Annotated in this window: 17 protein-coding genes and 1 tRNA gene; 7 read left to right on the forward strand and 11 right to left on the reverse strand. The window is 40.3% G+C overall.

Going from position 1 to position 19,953, the window contains the following annotated elements:
- The first annotated feature begins 43 nt into the window (after window positions 1-43).
- The 4 genes from ACESM0_RS03130 (at window position 44) to ACESM0_RS03145 (ending at window position 3,954) form a co-directional block, all read left to right on the forward strand.
- Window positions 44-757, forward strand: coding sequence for an alpha/beta hydrolase-fold protein (locus ACESM0_RS03130; protein ID WP_372903551.1), 714 nt, complete (start codon window positions 44-46; stop codon window positions 755-757).
- A 9-nt stretch (window positions 758-766) separates the two neighbouring features.
- Complete coding sequence (accC, locus tag ACESM0_RS03135; protein ID WP_372903553.1) at window positions 767-2,266, forward strand: acetyl-CoA carboxylase biotin carboxylase subunit; 1,500 nt, start codon at window positions 767-769, stop codon at window positions 2,264-2,266.
- A gap of 3 nt (window positions 2,267-2,269) precedes the next feature.
- The gene (gene murQ / locus ACESM0_RS03140) at window positions 2,270-3,193 is read left to right on the forward strand and encodes an N-acetylmuramic acid 6-phosphate etherase (RefSeq protein WP_372903555.1); all 924 of its coding nucleotides are present in this window, start codon (window positions 2,270-2,272) and stop codon (window positions 3,191-3,193) included.
- A gap of 176 nt (window positions 3,194-3,369) precedes the next feature.
- Window positions 3,370-3,954: a hypothetical protein gene (locus tag ACESM0_RS03145; protein WP_372903557.1), complete on the forward strand. Its 585-nt coding sequence runs from the start codon at window positions 3,370-3,372 to the stop codon at window positions 3,952-3,954.
- Between the two features lie 314 nt (window positions 3,955-4,268).
- On the opposite strand, the gene ACESM0_RS03150 is transcribed toward ACESM0_RS03145, so the two are convergent.
- The 4 genes from ACESM0_RS03150 to ACESM0_RS03165 all read right to left on the reverse strand — a co-directional run bounded on the left by ACESM0_RS03150 (window position 4,269) and on the right by ACESM0_RS03165 (window position 7,314).
- Window positions 4,269-4,355 (reverse strand) — tRNA-Ser (locus ACESM0_RS03150).
- A gap of 56 nt (window positions 4,356-4,411) precedes the next feature.
- Window positions 4,412-5,023, reverse strand: coding sequence for a bifunctional nicotinamidase/pyrazinamidase (gene pncA / locus ACESM0_RS03155; protein ID WP_372903559.1), 612 nt, complete (start codon window positions 5,021-5,023; stop codon window positions 4,412-4,414).
- A 4-nt stretch (window positions 5,024-5,027) separates the two neighbouring features.
- Window positions 5,028-6,434, reverse strand: a complete 1,407-nt coding sequence (locus ACESM0_RS03160) for a nicotinate phosphoribosyltransferase (RefSeq protein WP_372903561.1) — start codon at window positions 6,432-6,434, stop codon at window positions 5,028-5,030.
- A 79-nt stretch (window positions 6,435-6,513) separates the two neighbouring features.
- On the reverse strand, window positions 6,514-7,314 hold the full coding sequence (locus ACESM0_RS03165; protein ID WP_372903563.1) for a hypothetical protein: 801 nt from the start codon (window positions 7,312-7,314) through the stop codon (window positions 6,514-6,516).
- A gap of 133 nt (window positions 7,315-7,447) precedes the next feature.
- On the opposite strand from ACESM0_RS03165, the gene ACESM0_RS03170 reads away from it, so the two are divergent.
- From ACESM0_RS03170 to ACESM0_RS03180, 3 genes are all read left to right on the forward strand, one after another.
- Window positions 7,448-9,196 carry an Ig-like domain-containing protein gene (locus tag ACESM0_RS03170; protein ID WP_372903565.1) on the forward strand — a complete coding sequence of 583 codons (1,749 nt, stop codon included), beginning with the start codon at window positions 7,448-7,450 and terminating at the stop codon, window positions 9,194-9,196.
- A 1-nt stretch (window position 9,197) separates the two neighbouring features.
- Window positions 9,198-10,067, forward strand: a complete 870-nt coding sequence (locus ACESM0_RS03175) for a mechanosensitive ion channel family protein (protein ID WP_372903567.1) — start codon at window positions 9,198-9,200, stop codon at window positions 10,065-10,067.
- A gap of 135 nt (window positions 10,068-10,202) precedes the next feature.
- Entirely contained in the window at window positions 10,203-13,673 is a 3,471-nt protein-coding gene (locus tag ACESM0_RS03180) for a methylmalonyl-CoA mutase family protein (protein ID WP_372903569.1), read from the forward strand.
- 226 nt (window positions 13,674-13,899) lie between these two features.
- On the opposite strand, the gene ACESM0_RS03185 is transcribed toward ACESM0_RS03180, so the two are convergent.
- From ACESM0_RS03185 to pheT, 7 genes are all read right to left on the reverse strand, one after another.
- On the reverse strand, window positions 13,900-14,586 hold the full coding sequence (locus ACESM0_RS03185; protein ID WP_372903571.1) for a tetratricopeptide repeat protein: 687 nt from the start codon (window positions 14,584-14,586) through the stop codon (window positions 13,900-13,902).
- A 102-nt stretch (window positions 14,587-14,688) separates the two neighbouring features.
- Window positions 14,689-15,387: an ABC transporter ATP-binding protein gene (locus ACESM0_RS03190; protein WP_372903573.1), complete on the reverse strand. Its 699-nt coding sequence runs from the start codon at window positions 15,385-15,387 to the stop codon at window positions 14,689-14,691.
- Window positions 15,384-16,199 carry a TIGR00282 family metallophosphoesterase gene (locus ACESM0_RS03195; RefSeq protein WP_372903575.1) on the reverse strand — a complete coding sequence of 272 codons (816 nt, stop codon included), beginning with the start codon at window positions 16,197-16,199 and terminating at the stop codon, window positions 15,384-15,386. Before ACESM0_RS03195 ends, ACESM0_RS03190 begins: the two co-directional genes overlap by 4 nt.
- Before the next feature lie 84 nt (window positions 16,200-16,283).
- Window positions 16,284-16,898, reverse strand: coding sequence for a PAQR family membrane homeostasis protein TrhA (gene trhA, locus ACESM0_RS03200; protein WP_372903577.1), 615 nt, complete (start codon window positions 16,896-16,898; stop codon window positions 16,284-16,286).
- Between the two features lie 74 nt (window positions 16,899-16,972).
- Window positions 16,973-17,263: a cell division protein ZapA gene (locus tag ACESM0_RS03205; protein WP_372903579.1), complete on the reverse strand. Its 291-nt coding sequence runs from the start codon at window positions 17,261-17,263 to the stop codon at window positions 16,973-16,975.
- A gap of 1 nt (window position 17,264) precedes the next feature.
- The gene (locus ACESM0_RS03210; protein ID WP_372903581.1) at window positions 17,265-17,513 is read right to left on the reverse strand and encodes a hypothetical protein; all 249 of its coding nucleotides are present in this window, start codon (window positions 17,511-17,513) and stop codon (window positions 17,265-17,267) included.
- Window positions 17,514-17,526: 13 nt separating this feature from the next.
- Window positions 17,527-19,944 carry a phenylalanine--tRNA ligase subunit beta gene (gene pheT / locus ACESM0_RS03215; protein ID WP_372903583.1) on the reverse strand — a complete coding sequence of 806 codons (2,418 nt, stop codon included), beginning with the start codon at window positions 19,942-19,944 and terminating at the stop codon, window positions 17,527-17,529.
- Window positions 19,945-19,953: the final 9 nt, after the last annotated feature.

A 19,953-nucleotide genomic window follows, 5' to 3' on the forward strand; every position in this document is an offset into this window, starting at 1 on the left:
TGCATGCTGCCAATATTCAATAACTGAAAAATTCAATTGATCTATGCAAAGAGAATATAGAAAGTGGAAAAGTCCAACATTGGGTCGTGAAATGGAGATGCTGGTGTTTGGTAAAGAGGGCACACCTGTATTGATTTTTCCTACAGAACAAGGAAATTTTTTTGAATGGGAAGATCAGGGTATCATGGATGTCGTTGAAGAACAGATTGATCTGGGTTACAATCAATTTTTTTGTGTTGATGGGCTAGATAACGAAAGTTTTCTAAACAAAGATGTAGACCCATATACCCGCGTAATTCGCGAAAATCAGTACCAAATGTATATCAAGGATGAAGTGATGCCATTTATCCAGGAGTACAACACAAACCCGTATTTAATTACAGCCGGAACCGGATTAGGGGCTTATCATTCTCTTGTTTTCGCACTGAAGTATCCAAAGCTAGTCGATAAAGTATTGGCGATTTCCGGTTATTACGATATCAATGTACATTTGAACGGATTCAAGGATGATAATAGCTACTACAATAATCCGATCGAATTCATACCTAATTTGCACGATGAGGAGATTTTAAGGGAGATATCCACGATAGATATTCGACTTTTAAGTTATCTCAATGATCCAAATCGTGACGCTACCGAAAAAATGAGTGAAATCTTATGGTTGAAATTTATAGACCATGAGCACTATGTTTGGGAAGAAGAAACGAAGAATCCATGGACTCTTATACCATCCATGTTTAAAGATAACCTGTTTTAAAATCTATTCATGCCTCAAATTAAAAAGGTTCTTATCGCAAATCGCGGGGAGATTGCCCTGCGTGTTATTCGTAGCTGTAAAGAAAAAAAAGTTAAAACTGTCGCCGTCTTTTCCAAGCCCGATGCCACTGCACCGCATGTTGTAGCTGCTGATGAATCTGTCTTTATAGGTGAAGCAGCCTCTTCCGAGAGTTATCTTTCAATGGAGAAGATTATTTCGGCTGCAAAAGATACAGGTGCAGATGCAGTTCATCCCGGATATGGCTTCCTAAGCGAAAATGCCGTATTTGCCAAAAAATGTAAGGAAGCCGGAATTATTTTTATCGGGCCAAAGCCGAGTGCAATCAATTTGATGGGGGATAAAACCAAGGCACGTGAGCTGATGGCAAAAGCTGATGTTCCTTATCCACCCGGAACGGAATCGGCAATGAAAGATATCGATAAGGCCCGGGTAATAGCAGATGAGATCGGTTACCCTGTTCTCGTTAAAGCAGCTGCCGGTGGCGGTGGAAAGGGAATGCGTATTGTTCACGACCCCGCGGACTTTGACAAAAGTGTGAAAGCAGCAAAATCAGAAGCAAAAAATGCTTTTGGAGACGACAGGGTTTACATTGAAAAATACCTCGAAGGCCCTCGGCACATAGAATTCCAGATTATTGCTGACGAGCAGGGTAATACAGTTCACCTGTTTGATCGAGAATGTTCAATTCAGAGGCGACATCAAAAAGTTATTGAAGAGGCACCCTCCTCTGTTTTAACTCCGGAGCTCAGAAGTAAAATGGGGATGGCGGCTGTAAATGCAGCTAAAGCGTGTAATTACGTAGGTGCGGGTACTGTAGAATTTCTTATTGATAAACATCTCAATTTCTATTTTCTGGAGATGAATACGAGGCTTCAGGTAGAGCACCCGGTTACAGAACTAATAACCGGACTAGATCTGGTTGCACTGCAAATAGATATTGCGGAGGGTAAAAATTTACCTTTCAAGCAGGAAGATATTGTAGCAAATGGCCACGCTATTGAGTGCAGAATTTATGCAGAAGATTCGGCCGATAACTTTTTGCCGAGTACGGGTGTACTTCATAGGCATAGAATCCCTGCCGGACCGGGTGTACGGGTGGATGCAGGTGTGGAAGAGGGACAAGAAGTAACGATTAACTATGACCCTATGATCTCCAAACTGTGCACACACGGTGTGGATCGAAGCTCTGCAATAAAAAGAATGTTGCGTGCACTAAATGAATATGAAATTTCAGGTGTACGTACAACTATACCGTTTTGTGAATTTACACTTCAACATGAATCATTTTTCAACGGTAATTACGATACGCATTTTGTTCAAAATCATTATACACCGGTTGTAGATGAACTTTTTAAAAACCACAATCCGGAAGTCATTTCTATTGTATCTTCTCTTCTCAAAAGCAGATCGAATGAGGCAGAAGCTAATCAAACATCAGTTGTTGCAGATTCTTCTGCAGATCATTGGTGGAAAAACAGAACGAAGTAATTTGTGAAGCAAGATCAAACATTATTCAAACAGCTTGAAAAACTTTTAACTGAGCAACGAAATCCTGCTAGTCGAGAGATTGATTTAGCAGATTCCCGTGAAATAGTTTCTATCATAAATTCCGAGGATAAAAAAGTTGCTGAAAGCGTTGAACTTCGGTTAGATGAAATTGCCTCTGCTATTGAAACTATTGTGTCCGGGTTAAAAAAGGGTGGGAGACTGCTCTATTTTGGAGCAGGTACCAGCGGAAGATTAGGTGTTTTAGACGCGTCTGAGTGCCCCCCCACATTTGGTACTGATCCCCAAACTGTTCAAGGGTTTATTGCCGGAGGTAAAGAAGCGATGTTTGTTGCCCAGGAAGGGGCCGAGGATAGTGAACAAGAGGGAGAAAAAGAGTTGGACCAGTTAAATGTTACTTCGAATGATATCGTTGTTGGCTTAGCTGCAAGTGGCCGAACTCCTTACGTTCACGGGGTTATTAAAAAAGCAAAAAAAATAGGTTCGCCAACAATCTTTGTCACAACGGTTTCTTCAGATCAGGTTGATCTTGAGGTTGATCACATGATTGATATTCCGGTAGGACCGGAGGTAATTATGGGAAGTACACGAATGAAAAGTGCAACTGCCCAGAAAATGGTTCTCAATATGCTTACCACCGGGGCGATGATTCGTTTGGGTAAAGTATATCAAAACGTTATGGTAGATCTGCAGTTAACGAATAAAAAACTGGAGGAGAGAGCAAAACGAATTGTAATGATGCTTGCCGGTCTTGAGTATAAAGAAGCTACACTTTATTTAGATAAAGCTGATTATCACGTTAAAACGGCACTTTTGATGGCTTTAGGTAACTTGGATAAACCGCAGGCTGAGAAAGAGCTTTTCAAAAATGACGGATTTATCAGAAAAGCTCTTCTGGACCTGAAATAAATTTTTCTACAGTCAAATCAAATCAGGTTACAATTCGTTAGTTTAGGTACTTGTAAGGCTTAAAATATATTTTTTAGAATTTGACTCAAGAATCTACAGAACGCAGAATCCCAGAGCCGGTATACCGAAATCGGTATCTGCTTGCACTTATCATGGTAGAAGTTTTGTTAATAATTATGATAAGATACTGGCCTTCAAGTGAATATATTCCACAATTAAATTACGAAATACCGACTCAGGAACAAGTTTTTCTGGACGAAATTGAAATTACCAGACAAGAGACATCGCCACCTCCACCACCGAGACCCATTTTACCCAATCCGGTTCCGAGTGAGGAAATTGTTGAAATTGAGCTGGATGTGGAACTCGATCTAGATCTTCCGGATTTACCTGAATTAGAAGAGGGGCTCGGTACCGGTGAAATTGGCGACGAGGAGCGTATTGTGGGTAATCCACAAATTCCGCCTACAGTTGTTCGAATTGTTGAGGCTACAGCACCTGAGGCTGTTCCGGATGAATACAAAGACAGATTAGAAATGATTGTAAACTTTTTAGTTGATCGGGATGGGAGTGTTGAGGAGGCCAGCGTAATGGAAATACGCCTCTATAATGAAGCAGGAGACAGTTATGAGGAGTTGCCTTTTGTTCAATACGGATTGATGGATGCCGTGATACGTGCAGCCATGCAGTGGAGGTTCCGTCCGGCTCGTCAGGACGGGGAGCCCGTAAAAGCTTTCACAAGACAGCGTTTTAATTACTGATTTGGCTAAATTTAGCTGTATATAGCTTAATGTTGCCAGTAAGCGTACTAAATAAGGTTTAAGTGAAAAGCTATTATCATCCCTCTGAAAATATAAAAGGATACACGGAGTTTATATACAGGTCCTATGGTGGGTTTTCATTCGTCTGACGGACTCAAGCCGTCTGACGAAGAATGAGCGGAGAGAAAGGGATTCCCCGATCTGCGCCTGAGGGCTTAATTTCCCTTCGGCGGGGCAGGCTTCTCATCCCTATGATTATCTATTTGTTGACCGAATGAATGAGAAAGGAGTAGATAATGAGTTAAATGTAAATGCGGAGAGAAAGGGATTCGAACCCTTGGTACCCTTGCGGGCACACTCGCTTTCCAGGCGAGCCCATTCGACCACTCTGGCATCTCTCCAAAAAATCCAAGACTGAAAATATAGGAGTTTCACTCAGCAGTTTCAACGAAAGATATCATAAAATATCCTTTGACTGAGTTACTTTAACGCCTTTCTTTTTCATCTCATCCCAGGCCTCATCAAGTGAGCCATTCAGATCAATTCCTTTTACAGCGTCTTCTACAATATGCATGATAAATCCTTCATCTATACCGTCTAAAATCGACCATTTCACGCAAAAATCAGTTGCCAGCCCAACCGTATAGAGATCTGTAACTCCGCGCTGCTTCAAATATCCTTTCAAACCAGTTGCTGTTTTCTGATCATTTTCAAAAAATGTGGAGTACGAGTCGATCGCTTTACGAAATCCTTTCCGTATAACTACCTGAGATTTCAGGGTATTCAAATCCTTATGAAATTCAGCTCCCTCTGATCCCTGAACGCAATGGTCCGGCCAAAGAACCTGAGTTCCATAATCCATTTCAACTGTATCAAAAGGTTCTTTGCCGACGTGTGATGAAGCAAAGGAGGAGTGATTTACCGGATGCCAATCCTGGGTTTGTACAACTACATCAAAATAATCAATGAGCTTATTCACAGTAGGAATGATTGTGTCTCCAGCAGGAACTTCCAGGGCTCCGCCGGGACAGAAATCATTTTGTATATCAACTATTAAAAGTGCGTTCATTTTTTTAGGATTTAAAAATTTTTAAAAGAACATCTCGTTTTTCCATCAGTTTTGTGCTGATTCCCACTTTGTAAATATGCGGGTTTTCGAGTCGTTTATACTCCGGATGCAGAAGTGATAAACGTTTTCTTGCATAGTCGGCAATTTTCTGAATATCAGATATTTCACTAACAATTTTCCCTTGTTTGATGACAGGTTTCAACAACTCTTCAAACGTTCTGCTGGTTAAATCACTTTTCTTTGCGGGAAATGTTGGGTGATGCATTCGTTCAATAACGTTTTCATCATCAAATAGGATGGCATCTCCATAAAAAGTACCGTCATCGTTACAGTATCGATAAATCTTTTTGTTACCTGGAAGCGTGATCTTTTCAATATTCTCAGAAATTTTCAGTTTTGGAGATCCACTCACGGAATTTAGTTTATATACACCATCGAGTGCCGGAGAGGTATGTCCGGTGACAAGACGAGTTCCAACACCATAAATATCGATAGGCGCGTTTTGTGTTTTTAAGCTGTGTATTACCCGTTCATCCAGCTGGTTTGAGGCAGCAATTTTAACATAATCTAAACCGGCATCATCCAGCATTTTTCGGGATTGTTTTGAAAAATAGGCAAGGTCACCGCTGTCTAGACGTATAGCTTTCATTTTATGACCACGCTTTTCCAGCTCTTTGGCCACTTTGATAGCGTTTGGGAGTCCGCATCCTAGTGTATCATAAGTATCTACGAGCAGAGTGGTATCATCCGGATAGTACTTGGCATACATGCGAAAGGAATCGATTTCAGAATCAAATGACTGAACCCAGGAGTGAGCCATTGTTCCACCGGCGGGTACGTTAAATCGTTGTGCTGAGTAAACATTTGAGGTTCCGTCAAATCCTCCAATCATTGCTGCACGTGTAGCGTGGATGCCACCAAGCCCCTGAGATCTTCTTAAGCCAAAATCCAGAACTACAGAGTTTTCGCCTGCAGCCAGTTTGATACGAGCTGCTTTTGTAGCGATTAAAGATTGAAAATTTAGGATATTGAGTAAAAGAGTTTCTATGAGCTGAGTTTCAAGAAGATTGCCTTCCACTCTGAGAACCGGTTCTGTAGGAAATACAATTTCGCCTTCTTTTACACTGTATATATTTCCTTTAAACTCAAAGGTTTTCAGATATTCCAAAAACTCTTCCTGAAAACCCTCTTTTCTCAGATACTCAACTTCTGCTTCGCTGAAGTTGAGATTTTTAACTGTTTTAATCAGTTCGTTTAAACCGGCATAAATTACATATCCGCCTTTAAATGGAATTTTTCTGAAGAAATAATCAAACCCGGCTGATTTTTTATACTTTCCAGAGAGAAAATATCCCTGCGCCATAGTAAGTTCATAATAGTCAGTATAGGACGCAGGCTTATTAATGTACATGGTCAATTTATGATGCATTATTAAAAGATTAAAAATAGGGAAGTGAGTGACAATCCTAAAGCTGTAATTTAGTCCATGATCATAAATAGAGAATTAGAAACCAGGCGATGGGAATCCCTTCTACCCAAAAAGAAGCAAAGTATTTCGATTGAAAAAGGGTGAGTTTAGCTGTTAATAAAAAAAGAAGACCCGTAACTGCAATCAACATGATACTTGAAGCTAATGGTTTGTATGAAAATAATACCTCCGATATAATAACCAGAGCACACAACGTGCCGCTGAAAATTTTGGTCTGTTTGATCCCCATTAGCTGAGGTATAGTTTTAACTTTTCCATAATCAACGCGAAGATCCCTCAAATCAAAGGGTAATGTTAAAATGATAACAAGAAGAAATCGTTGAAATGTTTCGCTCCATAAACGTGCTTCACTCATAAGATTTTCATTTAAGCCGGGGAGTATAACTGTAGTACCCGTCCAAACCACTGCTATAATTACTATTTTTAATCCCGTGATGCTTCTTAAATTCTTAAATCTGTTGCTTGGAGTGTGGGAATAGAGGTAGGAGACAAGACTCAATATTGCCAGGTAAAGTATTTCAATCCATCCAAATATTTGAATGAAATAGGCCGTACCTGCCAGAGCCAGCCCGGAAATAATTAGAATGATTTTTAAATTTGTGGAGAGTGAGCTTTTAGTTTGTATAATCAAATCCAGGTATTTGACTGAATTATAGGCAATGATGGTGCTGAAGAAGCAGAAGATAATTAGTTCAGTATTAACCGGAATCTCTAGATGAAGATACGTTATAGCTGTAAAACTGCTCACAGTAAGTCCCACATGAACACTGCTTTTAAGATAGAGATCAAATATCTTTTTCAACTTCAATAGGTAATAAATTATGGTTATACGTGCGACAAATTGTTTTTACTGACAAATAAATGAGTCAGATGAATAAGAATCGAAGCTCAAATTCCATATATTTGCAGCAGTAACTTTGCAGGTCATAAATTACATGAACAGAGAACAACAATCAGATCAAAAATCAGGCCTGGATCGGGCTATCTATTTTGGATTCACTCTTCTTGCATCTTTGATTATTGCTGTTAACTGTGCCACTCCAGTAGCACCAACCGGGGGACCGCCGGACAGACAAGGGCCGGAAGTTTTAGAAACCTCTCCTGAGGTCGGTACAACTAACTTTTCGGGTGATGAGGTGCGGTTTACGTTCGATCAATTTGTAGAAAGAAACTCGGTTCGGCAAAACGTAAGTATTGAACCGGATTTGGCTATACCGTTTGAGGTCAATTTTCGTAGAAAAACTGCAATTATCTCTTTTGAGGATAATCTTCCGGAGAACACCACCCTGGTTGTAAAATTGGGATCGGATGTTACTGATACCCAAAGAAATAAGATGACAAACTCATTTGACCTAGCACTTTCAACCGGTGATGTATTGGACGAGGGCTCGGTGACGGCAAAAATTCTGGATGCTGATACAGGAACCGCGGAGAGTAGCGGAAGAGTCTTTTTATATCGTGAACCTGTGGATTTCTCATCACGGGCGAACTATGTGGCTGAAAGTGATACAGCCGGAGTTGTGAACTTTGGTTATCTGAGTGAGGGGGAATACAGAGCAATTTGGGTAAATGATGTCAATGGAAACCGCATTTGGGAGCAGCAGCGGGAAGCTGCACAACCGTTTTCGTTAGAACGATTCGAATTGGAGCAAAACGGTGAATTTGACTTAGGTACTTTATTTGTTTCAATGCCTGATACGGTAGCACCGGTTTTGGAAGGAGTTGGGCTACTCTCTGAGCGGAGAATGAGAATTAGAAACAGTGAAGAGGTCGAGTGGGAACCGAATGCATTTATATCTGTTGAAGACACCCTTGAAAACAGCATTACAACAGCTTACCCTTTATACAAACAAGAATCAGACCCAACTGTTTTTTTTGCTGAATCTGAAGATCCTCTGCAAGAAGGTCAGATTTTCACAGTACAGCCTAATGAATTCTACGATCTGGCAGGAAATCCTTTAGAGGTCAACATTGATCCTTTTGGAGGTTCTTCAGAGCCGGATACTACCGCTCTAAGACCCATATCACATAATTCAGAAAATGGACTATTCCCGGATGAATCGCTTGAAATAACCTATTCTAAATTTATTGAGGACGATACTATTTCCGATTCGTTATTGGTATTTGAAGGTGATCGAATGTTTGATGATTGGCCAAATTTTGAAATAGATCGTCACATTTTGCGAATTTCTCCAAAGGACAGTGTTTGGGAGAGTGGCCTTAGATACGAAATTAGGGTCTGGGATCCTTGGGAATCAGAGTATTTAAGAATAAACCCGGAAATTTGGCAGAGAAATCAACTTGGAAGTATAGAGTTTACGGTTGTGAACGGACAAGAAGAGCTACCTCTTCGTCTGAAAATTCAAGATATGGACAGGAGCATTCTTATTGATACTACCTTTACTGGATCAATGATTGAAGTTGAAAATCTCCCTCCTTTGGAATACCGTGCTATTATTTATCATGATGAAAATGAGGATAACTTATGGGACGCTGGATCTGTAGAGCCTTATCAAAAACCTGAACCCTATGCTGTTCAACGATCCATTCCTGTAAGAGAAGGATTTACTTCAGAAACAGAGATTACATTTCCGAACCGGGATGATGATTCAATTGAACTGCCACAGATACCGGAAACAGATTCTGAAAATTCAGTCAAAGACACTACAAATAATGATTTTTAACATGTTATCAGACATTATCAGTCAATACCAACTCCCAATAACCGTAGTTATAATAATAATTGCAACTGTTTTATTTGCAAGAGTATCCAAAAGGTTATTCAAAAAATTTATAGCTAATAAAGCCACTGAAGATGAAGACCTTACGAACTATAAATTTATTGAGCACTCTTTATCTACAATTATATATATAGTCGGTTTTAGTTTTGCCATTTGGAGAATTCCGGCCCTTGAACATATTGCACAGTCAATGGTGGCCGGTGCCGGTATTTTGGCAATTGCGGTCGGTTTTGCATCTCAGCAGGCATTGGCAAATATAATCAGCGGTCTGTTTATTGTGATTTATAAACCCTATGTGATAAATGATAGAATTACGCTCAGGACAGATCTAAGAGGGATTGTGGAAGATATTAGTTTACGCCATACAGTGATTCGCAATTTTGAAAATCAACGTATTATCATTCCTAATTCTGTTATCAGTAACGAGGTTTTGATTAATTCCAATTTTAATGAATCTAAAATTTGCCGTTTTATTGACGTTGGGATCAGCTATGGTTCGGATATTGACCTGGCTAAAAAAATTATCGCAGAAGAGATCGAAAAAAATCCACTGAACATCGACGTACGAAAACCGGAAGATATTGAAAATGATGTTCCCCGAGTTATGGTCAGAGTTTTGAGTCTGCTGGATTCTTCAGTTATGATTCGTGGTTGGGCCTGGGCCGAGAATGCTCAGGATGCGTTTGTATTGCAGTGTGAAGTCACAGAGAGCATTAAAAAGATATTTGACAAAGAGGGTATTGTCATACCATTTCCTCAGAGAACGGTCAGCTATTTGAACGATTCTAAACCGAATATGTCAAACTCAATTTAATTTTGTCAAAAAGCGCACAGTATATAGTAATTAAGTGTTCATCTTTTATTCATGGGTAAAGATTGACCATGAAAATTATTATATTTTGGAATCGCTTCCACCAACATGAATTGAAATAAGTAAGGCTATTTTTTTATGTCAGAAGGTACAATCACAAAGAAAGGCTCATCATCCAAGAAGTCCGAGTCAAATGGAACACAGGCACCTGAAAAATATACTCCGGCCCATAAAATACGGTTTGTAACAGCAGCGAGTCTGTTTGATGGACACGACGCCAGCATAAATATCATGCGACGTATTTTGCAGGGTACAGGAGCTGAGGTGATTCATCTCGGGCATAATCGCTCGGTTCACGAAATTGTAAACTGTGCCATTCAGGAGGATGCCCAGGGGATTGCGATCAGTTCTTATCAAGGCGGTCATATGGAGTATTTTAAGTATATGGTTGACCTATTGGAGGAGAATGATGCTTCTCACATCAAAGTTTTTGGAGGAGGAGGTGGTGTGATTGTAGATCGTGAAATTAAAGAGCTTCACGATTACGGTGTTACACGCATTTTTTCTGTTGATGATGGAAGTACAATGGGGCTTCAGGGAATGATCAACCACATGATGGAGCTGTGTGATTTTGACACAGCTGAAGTTGCCCCCATAGACCCTGCCGGCGTTAAGAAGCAAGATACGAACTCTATTGCACGGACTATTTCGGCTTTAGAGAATCAAAAAAGCAATATCGCTTCATTTGATGAGACAGGTCTAAAATTATCTGGAAAAAAAATAGATCAATCAGATAAATCAATTCCTATTCTTGGGATTACCGGTACAGGTGGTGCGGGAAAAAGTTCTCTTACGGATGAGATTATACGCCGGTTTATAACAGAGTTTAAAGAATTGAATATCGGGGTGATTTCTATTGATCCTTCTAAACTGCGGACCGGAGGTGCTCTTTTAGGTGATCGAATTCGTATGAATAGCATCGATACACCGCGGGTGTATATGAGGAGCATGGCTACTCGTGCTTCAAATAAAGCGATCAGTGATTCAGTTAAGGGTGCGATTGAAATTTACAAAGCTGCCGGTTTCGACCTGATTATTGTTGAAACAAGTGGTATTGGTCAGAGTGATACAGAAATTGTGGATATCTGTGATATTCCAATTTATGTAATGACTCACGAATATGGCGCAGCTACCCAGCTTGAAAAGATCAATATGCTTGATCTGGCTGAAATTGTAGTGTTGAATAAATTTGAGAAGAAAGGCTCTCTGGATGCTCTTCGCGATATCAGAAAACAGATTCAGCGTAACAGGGGTGAGTTTCACACTGATCCGAAAGAGATGCCGGTCTACCCGACCATTGCTGCTCAATTTAATGATGATGGTGTCCATAGGCTCTTTACCGCGATTGTAAATAGAATTAACCACCACTTTGAACTTGGGTGGACTCCGGAGTTATACACAAACAGTGAACCCGCTGAGGATCTTCATACACAGGCGATTATACCCGGTAAGCGACAGCGCTATCTCTCCGAAATCACAGAAACGATTGAGAATTATCATCAATGGACTGAAGAGCAGGTAAATATCGCTTCAAAACTTGATCAGGTTCGCGGTACAATCGAACAGGTGAAGAACTGGAATCCGGATGAGAAAGAGTTGATGATCTCCAAAATGGAAGAGATGGAAGAGCACTGGTCGGTGAAGCTCGATCCCCTTCCAAAGAGAATACTTGATGGCTGGGACGACCTTTTTGATAGGTATCGACAAGAAACGTTCGAAGTAAAAATCAGAAATAAAACGTTTGAGAATAAGCTTTACAGAACATCTCTCAGCGGTACGAAAATTCCACGCATTTCCATGCCAAAGACCAAAAATCTTGGTGATCGTCTAAAGTTTGCTCTAAAAGAGAACTTACCGGGCTATTTTCCATTTACGGCCGGGGTATTTCCTTTTAAAAGAGAAGGAGAAGATCCAACTCGAATGTTTGCGGGTGAGGGTACTCCTGAGCGTACAAATAAGCGATTTCACTATGTGAGTGAGGGAATGCCGGCAGCACGCCTTTCAACGGCCTTTGATTCAGTGACGCTTTACGGAGAGGATCCTGCTTACCGTCCTGATATCTATGGAAAGATTGGAAATTCCGGCGTGAGCATATGTACGCTGGACGATATGAAGAAACTCTATTCAGGATTTGAATTGACAGCCCCGACAACTTCGGTATCGATGACAATTAACGGTCCGGCTCCGATGATTCTGGCAATGTTTATGAATACTGCAATTGATCAGGAAGTGGAGCGGTATCTGAAGGAAAATGGTAAATGGGAAGAAGTTAAAAAGAAAATTGAGGCGATTTTCAATAATAAAAAACTTCCTGCACCAGATTATTCGGGACAGCTTCCCACAAACAGTGATGGTTTTGGGTTGGGCACATTAGGCATATCAGGTGATCAGCTAATTGACGATGAAACGTATCAAAAAATGAAGGAACAGGCACTTAAAGTTGTCCGGGGTACGGTTCAGGCTGATATCCTAAAAGAGGATCAGGCGCAGAACACCTGTATATTCTCGACAGAGTTTGCCTTGAAAATGATGGGCGATATGCAGAAGTATTTTACTGATCACGGTGTTCGAAATTATTACTCGGTGTCGATTTCCGGATATCACATAGCAGAAGCGGGTGCAAACCCGATTACACAGGCTGCCTTTACTCTGGCTAACGGATTTACGTACGTGGAGTATTACCTCTCTCGTGGACTCGACGTTGATGATTTTGCTCACAATCTTTCATTTTTCTTCAGCAACGGACTTGATCCGGAATATGCAGTTATTGGTCGTGTTGCCAGAAGAATCTGGGCAATTGCCATGAAGAATAAATATGAAGCGAATGAGCGCTCTCAGAAGTTGAAGTACCATATCCAAACCAGCGGACGCTCACTGCACGCTCAGGAAATTCAGTTTAATGATATTCGTACCACGCTTCAGGCGTTGATGGCGATATACGATAACTGTAACTCACTGCATACCAATGCCTACGATGAGGCAATTACTACTCCTACGGAAGCTTCTGTGAGGAGGGCACTTGCTATTCAGCTCATCATCAACAAAGAGATGGGCATGACTAAGAATGAAAATCCACTTCAGGGCTCATACATTATTGAGGAGCTGACCGATCTAGTAGAGGAAGCAATTCTGAAAGAGTTTGACCGTATCACAGATCGCGGTGGAGTATTGGGCGCCATGGAGAGTATGTACCAGCGTGGAAAGATTCAGGAGGAGAGTCTCTATTACGAATCTCAAAAACACAGCGGTGAACTTCCGATTATTGGCGTGAATACGTTTAAAAGTGAAGGTACTTCTGAGGAAGATGACAGGGAAATTGATTTGATTCGCTCTACTGAAGAGGAGAAAAAGCAGCAGATCGACAACCTGGAGGCATTTCAAGAGCGAAATAAAAATGAAGCTGACGAAGCATTGGAGCGATTGAAAAAGGTTGCCCGGCGAAATGGTAATCTCTTCGAAGAACTGATGGAAACAGTAAAAGTGGCTTCACTGGGTCAGATATCACAAGCTCTTTATGAAGTGGGCGGACAGTACCGTCGGAACATGTAATTACCGCAGAATGGCAAAAATTCTCTCTGAATTATTGATTAGCTGAATCAGTGAATTCACTGAATCTGTTGATGACATGAACGGGCTGGTACAAAATGAACTTAATCAAAAAACCTCCACGATTTTAAAGCCTTGGAGTTTTTTTGTATTCAGAACTGAGACCATAAAAAAAGGGTGATTCTTGATGAAATCACCCTTTTTAAAAAATTCGTTGAAGCTATCTGTTTTAGCTTCTGACTGCCAAAGACCCTTTTAAGCGTTGAGCTTTGTTTGCAGTTTGGCTGTTAGGGTAGTCCTGTAAAATTTGGTCTAAAACTCTGTTTGCCTCTTGGTTTGAACCGGCTTCCTGATAAGCAAGAGCTGCTTCATAGAGATTTAAAGGAGTAGTAGCACTATTCTCATCCCAATTTGCAGCTCGCTCAAACATGGATGCTGCTTCTTCAAACTCATTGAGTTCTAAAAGAACGGTTGCATGAAAAGTAGCGGGAGATACACCCATTATACCGCTGGGCATTTTAAAGTTTTCAATATAGCTTAGGGCTGATTCGAGGTTACCAAGCTCAAATTCGGAAATAGCGGCGTAATAATTGGCAAGGTTACCTGCATCTGTTCGAGGATAATTATCAGCAATCTGAACAAAGCCAAGTGTAAACTCATCCTCGTTGCCATTTAAAGCAGTTTCATAATTTTCCTCCAGAAGAGCCTGTTCTGCAATACCCAACAGATTTTGAGCCTGAGTTTCTTGTTGAGAAGAATAAATGAAATATCCTATGGTTAACCCAATGACCAATACAATGCCAATTCCACCTCCTAATACGGCCGCTTTATTTTGATTGTAGAAGTGTACAAATCTGGAAGTGTATTCAATCAGTAGATCTTGTTCCAGTTCTTCGTTTTTCAGTCGTTTACTCATTCTTCTATTGTAATATTACTGTTTCTGTAGTAGATTTTTAGGATGATATTAAGACTTTCAAAAATATCATTGTTTGTGCATTTAACCAAGTTTTAAGTATGGTCAGTTTTCTTTTTCAAGCACACCAGACTGTAAGGAGTAAAGGGAATCACATCGGTTAGCAATCTCTTTTTCATGGGTAATTAGAACCAGGGTAACCTTTTCTGTTTCTCTAAGCTCAAAAAGCAGATCAAGAATGATTTCGGTATTCTGCTCATCCAGATTGCCTGTCGGTTCATCTGCTAAAATTATGGAAGGATTATTCATTAATGCTCTCGCCATAGAAACCCGCTGCTGTTCACCGCCGGAAAGCTGGGATGGCCGGTGATAAATTCGATCTTGTAGACCAAATCGTTCAAGTAAATTTACTGCTCTTTCCTCAGCCAAAGTTTGATTTTCTCCCTTGATTAAAGCAGGCATCATTACATTTTCAACAGCCGTAAACTCTGGAAGTAAATGATGAAACTGAAAGACAAAACCAACACTTTTATTTCTTAAATCTGCCAGGTTATCTTTTTTGTAATCATAAATGGATTCCCCGTTCCAATGAACAGAGCCTTCATTTGGGTTATCCAATCCTCCAAGTATATGGAGTAACGTACTTTTACCGCAGCCGCTGGAACCCACAATAGAGATCATTTCTGCAGACTTGACGTTTAAATCAACGCCTTTAAGAATGTGCAGATCTTCTGTTCCGGATTCAGACTTAAATTTCTTGTGGATATTCTCACACTGAAGAACAATTGAATCAGTTGAGCTCATGATGTAGATGTGTTATTAAATTCAGGGAAAATCACAGGTTCAATTCGTGAACATGTTGCTTTGTCAGGATCGATTTCGAGGTATACTCCGCACATGCGATTGTCTTTTTCGGCTACTTTATATCGTTGCGGTGTACCAAGTCGAAAACGATTAATCGAGGTTTTCTTATTCATTCCAATTACAGAATCAAATGGGCCGGTCATACCGGCATCTGTCAGATATCCGGTACCTTTGGGGAGAATTCTCGCATCGTTGGTGGGTATGTGAGTATGAGTACCAATAACGGCTGATACTTTACCATCAAAATCCCAGGCAAAAGCTAGTTTTTCCGCTGTAGCTTCAGCATGAAAATCAACAAAAACGATATCTGTTTCCTGTTTGATTTTCTCTAAAGCCCAGTCTGCTGTAGAAAATGGATCGTCTATTTGTGGCATGAAGGTTCTGCCCTGAAGATTTAACACTCCAACCTTTAAGTTAGATTCTTTAACTGAATAGATCCCATACCCGTATCCGGCATTTCCCTTGGGATAGTTCATCGGCCGCAACAGATTTTCATCTGTTTTCATGTATGAAAATATCTTCCACTTATCGAAAGAATGATTTCCTCCTGTAATCACATCAACATCTAGGTCGTACAATCTCTGTACAATGGTACGATTTACCCCACGTCCCTCATGAGAGTTTTCAGCGTTTGCAATAATAAAATCAGGAGAGTATTTGTCACGAATGGGAGGGAACATGGTCTCGAGTAAATTTAAACCAGATTCGCCAACAATATCAGAAATAAAAAATATCTTAAGCTTTTTGGACATCTAAAAATATTGAATCGTTATAAATCAGCAGAAAGGTAACGAAAGTAGCGGGCAGAACCATAACAAATGGTTGTGAGACAATAATCAAACAAATAAAGCTACAGTAATAAAATGACTAACACTTCCTGCGAGGACAAATAGATGCCAGATACCATGTGCAAGCTTATGCTTGCTACCGAGAACATAAAAAAGCACGCCCATGGTGTAAAACATCCCGCCTGCAATTAGGAATTCGAAACCCAGTGAAGGTAAGTTTTGAGTCAGCGGTTCAATAACCAGCATAACAAGCCATCCCATCAAAAGATATATAACTAATGGCAGAATTCTGTGACCTTTTTGAGGCAGTAAATCAATAACAATACCAATCATGGCTAATCCCCAGATAACGGCGAAAAAAGTCCAGCCCAAACTATCGGGAAGGGTTACAAGTGTAAAAGGGGTGTATGTACCCGCAATAAGAAGATAGATGGCGATGTGGTCAAATTTTTGGAATATTTTTTTCCAACGTCCTTTGAAACTGTGGTAGAGTGTTGAAAACAAATAGAGTACAATCAACGTCACGCCATAGATTGAAAACGAAGCAAGTTTCCATGGGTCTCCCTGCTTGACGGCTATATACATTAAAATAAAAAAACCAATAACTGCAGCAATGGTGCCAATTAAGTGGGAAATGGAGTTGAAACGTTCGCCTTTATACATCGAATATTGTGAAAGATGGAGGTTGTTTAAGATAAGAACGAGAACAACTGATAAAAGATTCTATTAGATAAAAATTATGATAATTCGTTGACGAAATCTTCGAGTTTCTTATTTACGTGATCCATCAACTCACTCTCTTTATCATGTTGATGCTGCAGTTTGGATCGAAGTTCGAATACTTCTTCCGCAATACTTAAACATGCTAAAATCATAACGGTAGAATCCGGTTGGTTAGACAACTGATTTCTGTAAAGCCTGAATTTTTCATCCACATACTGAGCAATGTTTCGGGTATTTTCTACTTCACTTTCCTCCACTCGCAGAGGAATCTGTTTACCCATAATATTTACTTTTATGGACTCCATGCTAACTTTTTAAGTGATTATCCAATTTCTCGATCAATCCGTCTACTTTGTGTCTCATAGCTATACGCTCTGATTCGCTTATAGAAGAGAAGATATCTGTCTGTTCCTTCTGGATTTCTTCAAGTTTTGATTTCAGCTTCAGGTTATCGCGATTCAGATCTTTATTTTTTTTTCTCAGAGTTTGCACCTCTGTGCGAATTTGTTCAAGAAGATTGAAAAAGGTCTCCTTTTGAATATCACTGACAGCCATAGGGTTAGCTTTTTTAAGATCTCAATTTTGCTCCAAAGTTGTTCTCCAAAGATTGAACAATTTTTTGAACTTTCGGTTCTACATCTTTGATTGTCAAGGTTTTATTAGGATCTAAAAAAGTGAGACGAAATGCAATACTTTTTTTCTCTTCTCCGATATTTTTCCCCTCATACACATCAAATACTGAAACAGATTTCAGTGTTTCATCTGCAGAATTACGGATTGTAGATGAGAGTTCACCAGCACGGATGGATTTATCAGCAGTAAAAGCCGCATCAAATTCGAAAGATGGGAATTTGGCAACCGGGGTGTATATGGTATCGGTTCGACCGGCACCCAGCTCAAAAAGTGTGTTAAGGTCAACCTCTACAAAAAACACTTCCTTTTCCACATCAAAACTTTTCAGCTTCTCTTCATCAAGTTGTTGAAGTGTTGCCACTTTTTTCCCATCCAATGTGTAATGAAGCATGAAGTTGTTCTCGGCTTCCCGAACAATTTGTTTATCAATACTCAAGTACCGCATCAAAGATTCAAGGTCTGATTTGATGTCAAAAACAGAGTATGGTTCACTGGAGCCGAGCCAATCCGCATTTTTCTTTTGACCACAAACACCCATCAAAAGAGTTGTGTGCTCCTGAACTCCTTCAATCCATGTGCTGTCCTCATTTTCAGCTTTTCTGAAAACATGGCCAATTTCAAAGAATCGAATATTTTCGGCATTTCGATTTAAATTATATCGGACTGATTTTAAAAATCCGCCATAAAGATGTGTTCTCAGAGTAGTATTCTCCTGAGAAACCGGATTAAGCGTTGAGATCTGAAGACTTTTATCAGCTAATACATCTGCTTCAATTTTGGACAGGAGGGAGTTCGTTGTAATCTCCTTATAGCTTAAACTTCGGGCAAACTGCCGAAATTTTTGATGATAAATATCAGTTTCTGAGAGAGTTTCAGGAGTAAAAAACGGTGAGGTTGTCGGCGTTGGAATGTTATTGTAGTCAAATATACGACCTACTTCTTCAATCAAATCAATTTCGCGGGAAACATCCGGACGGAATGAAGGAACTTTGCAGTTCATTTCCCCTTGGCCGGAAAGTGTAGTTTCAAATTCCAGATTATTTAAAATCTGTTCAGCTTCTTTCAAACTAAGATTTGTTCCTAACACATGGTTAATTCGTGAAAGACGAAGTTTTACTTCTCTCTGGTTGAATTTAACCGGGTGAACATCTGTGTACCCTTCGATGATTTCTCCACCTGCCAACTCCACTATCAATTCAGCTGCACGCTGAGCCGCTTTCAGTTGAATTTCAGGATCGATGCCTCGTTCAAAACGATACGAGCTGTCTGTTTGAAGAGCCAGGCTTTTTGATGTTTTTCTTACCGAAGAAGGTTCAAAATAAGCGCTCTCGATCAGAATACTTGTGGTAGAATCGGAAACTTCACTGTTTTCTCCGCCCATTACGCCGGCAATTGCCACAGGCTCGCTACCGTCACATATGAAAAGTGAGCCTTTCGGTACAGCCCGCTCGACATCATCCAGCGTAGTGAACTTAATGTCTTTGTCAAAGGTTTTTACTTCTATTTTCTTACCTGCAATTTTATCGTAGTCGAAAGCGTGGAGTGGCTGTCCAATTTCGTGCAGAATATAGTTGGTAATGTCTACAACATTATTTCTTGGGCGAAGGCCAATGGCAGTTAATCGTTGCTTGAGCCATGCAGGAGATTCTTTAATTTCTACACCTTTAACCATCATTCCGACATAGCGATGGCACTTGTCCTCATCTTTGATGGAGATGTCAATATGATCATCAATTGATCCACTTTTTGCTGTGAGATCGGTGTATGGATTTTTAAGAGTCTTACCGGTTAGTGCTGATAAATCTCGTGCTACACCAATGTGGCAAGCTGCATCAGGACGATTGGGTGTCAGGCCAATCTCAATAATGGTGTCTTTATCTATATTTAAGGCTTCCTTCAGCGGAGTCCCGATTTTCAAATCTGAATTGAGTACCATGATCCCGGAGTGATCATCACTCAGCCCGAGTTCAGATTCGGAGCAGATCATTCCATTTGACTTTTCACCACGCAGTTTCGCTTTCTTAATCTTCAGATAGCTTCCGTCCTCCATTGGTACCGGCATTGCAGATCCGACGGTGGCTACAGGTACTTTTTGTCCGGCAGCAACATTAGGAGCTCCGCAGATAATTTGAACTTTTTCTTCACCTAAATTTACATCACAGATTTGAAGTTTGTCAGCATTAGGGTGGGATTTTACTTGAAGAACTTCACCGACTACAAATCCTTCAAAATCGGATCCGATCTGTTTCATGCCTTCCACTTCCAGTCCGGATAGCGTTAACTTATCAGCTGTTTCTTCCGGTGTTAAATCAATATCGATGTACTGTTTTAACCAGTTGTAAGAGATGTCCATACAGTAAAA

This window comes from Rhodohalobacter sp. (assembly GCF_041686455.1).
In the GTDB taxonomy this organism is placed as follows: Bacteria; Bacteroidota; Rhodothermia; order Balneolales; family Balneolaceae; genus Rhodohalobacter.

Excerpts from the sequence above, each read along its gene's own strand:
- ACESM0_RS03160 (WP_372903561.1), bottom strand. The coding sequence starts at position 6,434 with ATGTACATTAATAAGCCTGCGTCCTATACTGACTATTATGAACTTACT.
- ACESM0_RS03170 (WP_372903565.1), top strand. The coding sequence starts at position 7,448 with ATGAACAGAGAACAACAATCAGATCAAAAATCAGGCCTGGATCGGGCT.
- pheT (WP_372903583.1), bottom strand. The coding sequence starts at position 19,944 with ATGGACATCTCTTACAACTGGTTAAAACAGTACATCGATATTGATTTA.
- ACESM0_RS03130 (WP_372903551.1), top strand. The coding sequence starts at position 44 with ATGCAAAGAGAATATAGAAAGTGGAAAAGTCCAACATTGGGTCGTGAA.
- ACESM0_RS03205 (WP_372903579.1), bottom strand. The coding sequence starts at position 17,263 with ATGGAGTCCATAAAAGTAAATATTATGGGTAAACAGATTCCTCTGCGA.
- ACESM0_RS03195 (WP_372903575.1), bottom strand. The coding sequence starts at position 16,199 with ATGTCCAAAAAGCTTAAGATATTTTTTATTTCTGATATTGTTGGCGAA.
- ACESM0_RS03185 (WP_372903571.1), bottom strand. The coding sequence starts at position 14,586 with ATGAGTAAACGACTGAAAAACGAAGAACTGGAACAAGATCTACTGATT.
- accC (WP_372903553.1), top strand. The coding sequence starts at position 767 with ATGCCTCAAATTAAAAAGGTTCTTATCGCAAATCGCGGGGAGATTGCC.
- pncA (WP_372903559.1), bottom strand. The coding sequence starts at position 5,023 with ATGAACGCACTTTTAATAGTTGATATACAAAATGATTTCTGTCCCGGC.
- trhA (WP_372903577.1), bottom strand. The coding sequence starts at position 16,898 with ATGTATAAAGGCGAACGTTTCAACTCCATTTCCCACTTAATTGGCACC.
- ACESM0_RS03180 (WP_372903569.1), top strand. The coding sequence starts at position 10,203 with ATGTCAGAAGGTACAATCACAAAGAAAGGCTCATCATCCAAGAAGTCC.
- ACESM0_RS03190 (WP_372903573.1), bottom strand. The coding sequence starts at position 15,387 with ATGAGCTCAACTGATTCAATTGTTCTTCAGTGTGAGAATATCCACAAG.
- ACESM0_RS03175 (WP_372903567.1), top strand. The coding sequence starts at position 9,198 with ATGTTATCAGACATTATCAGTCAATACCAACTCCCAATAACCGTAGTT.
- ACESM0_RS03145 (WP_372903557.1), top strand. The coding sequence starts at position 3,370 with ATGATAAGATACTGGCCTTCAAGTGAATATATTCCACAATTAAATTAC.
- ACESM0_RS03210 (WP_372903581.1), bottom strand. The coding sequence starts at position 17,513 with ATGGCTGTCAGTGATATTCAAAAGGAGACCTTTTTCAATCTTCTTGAA.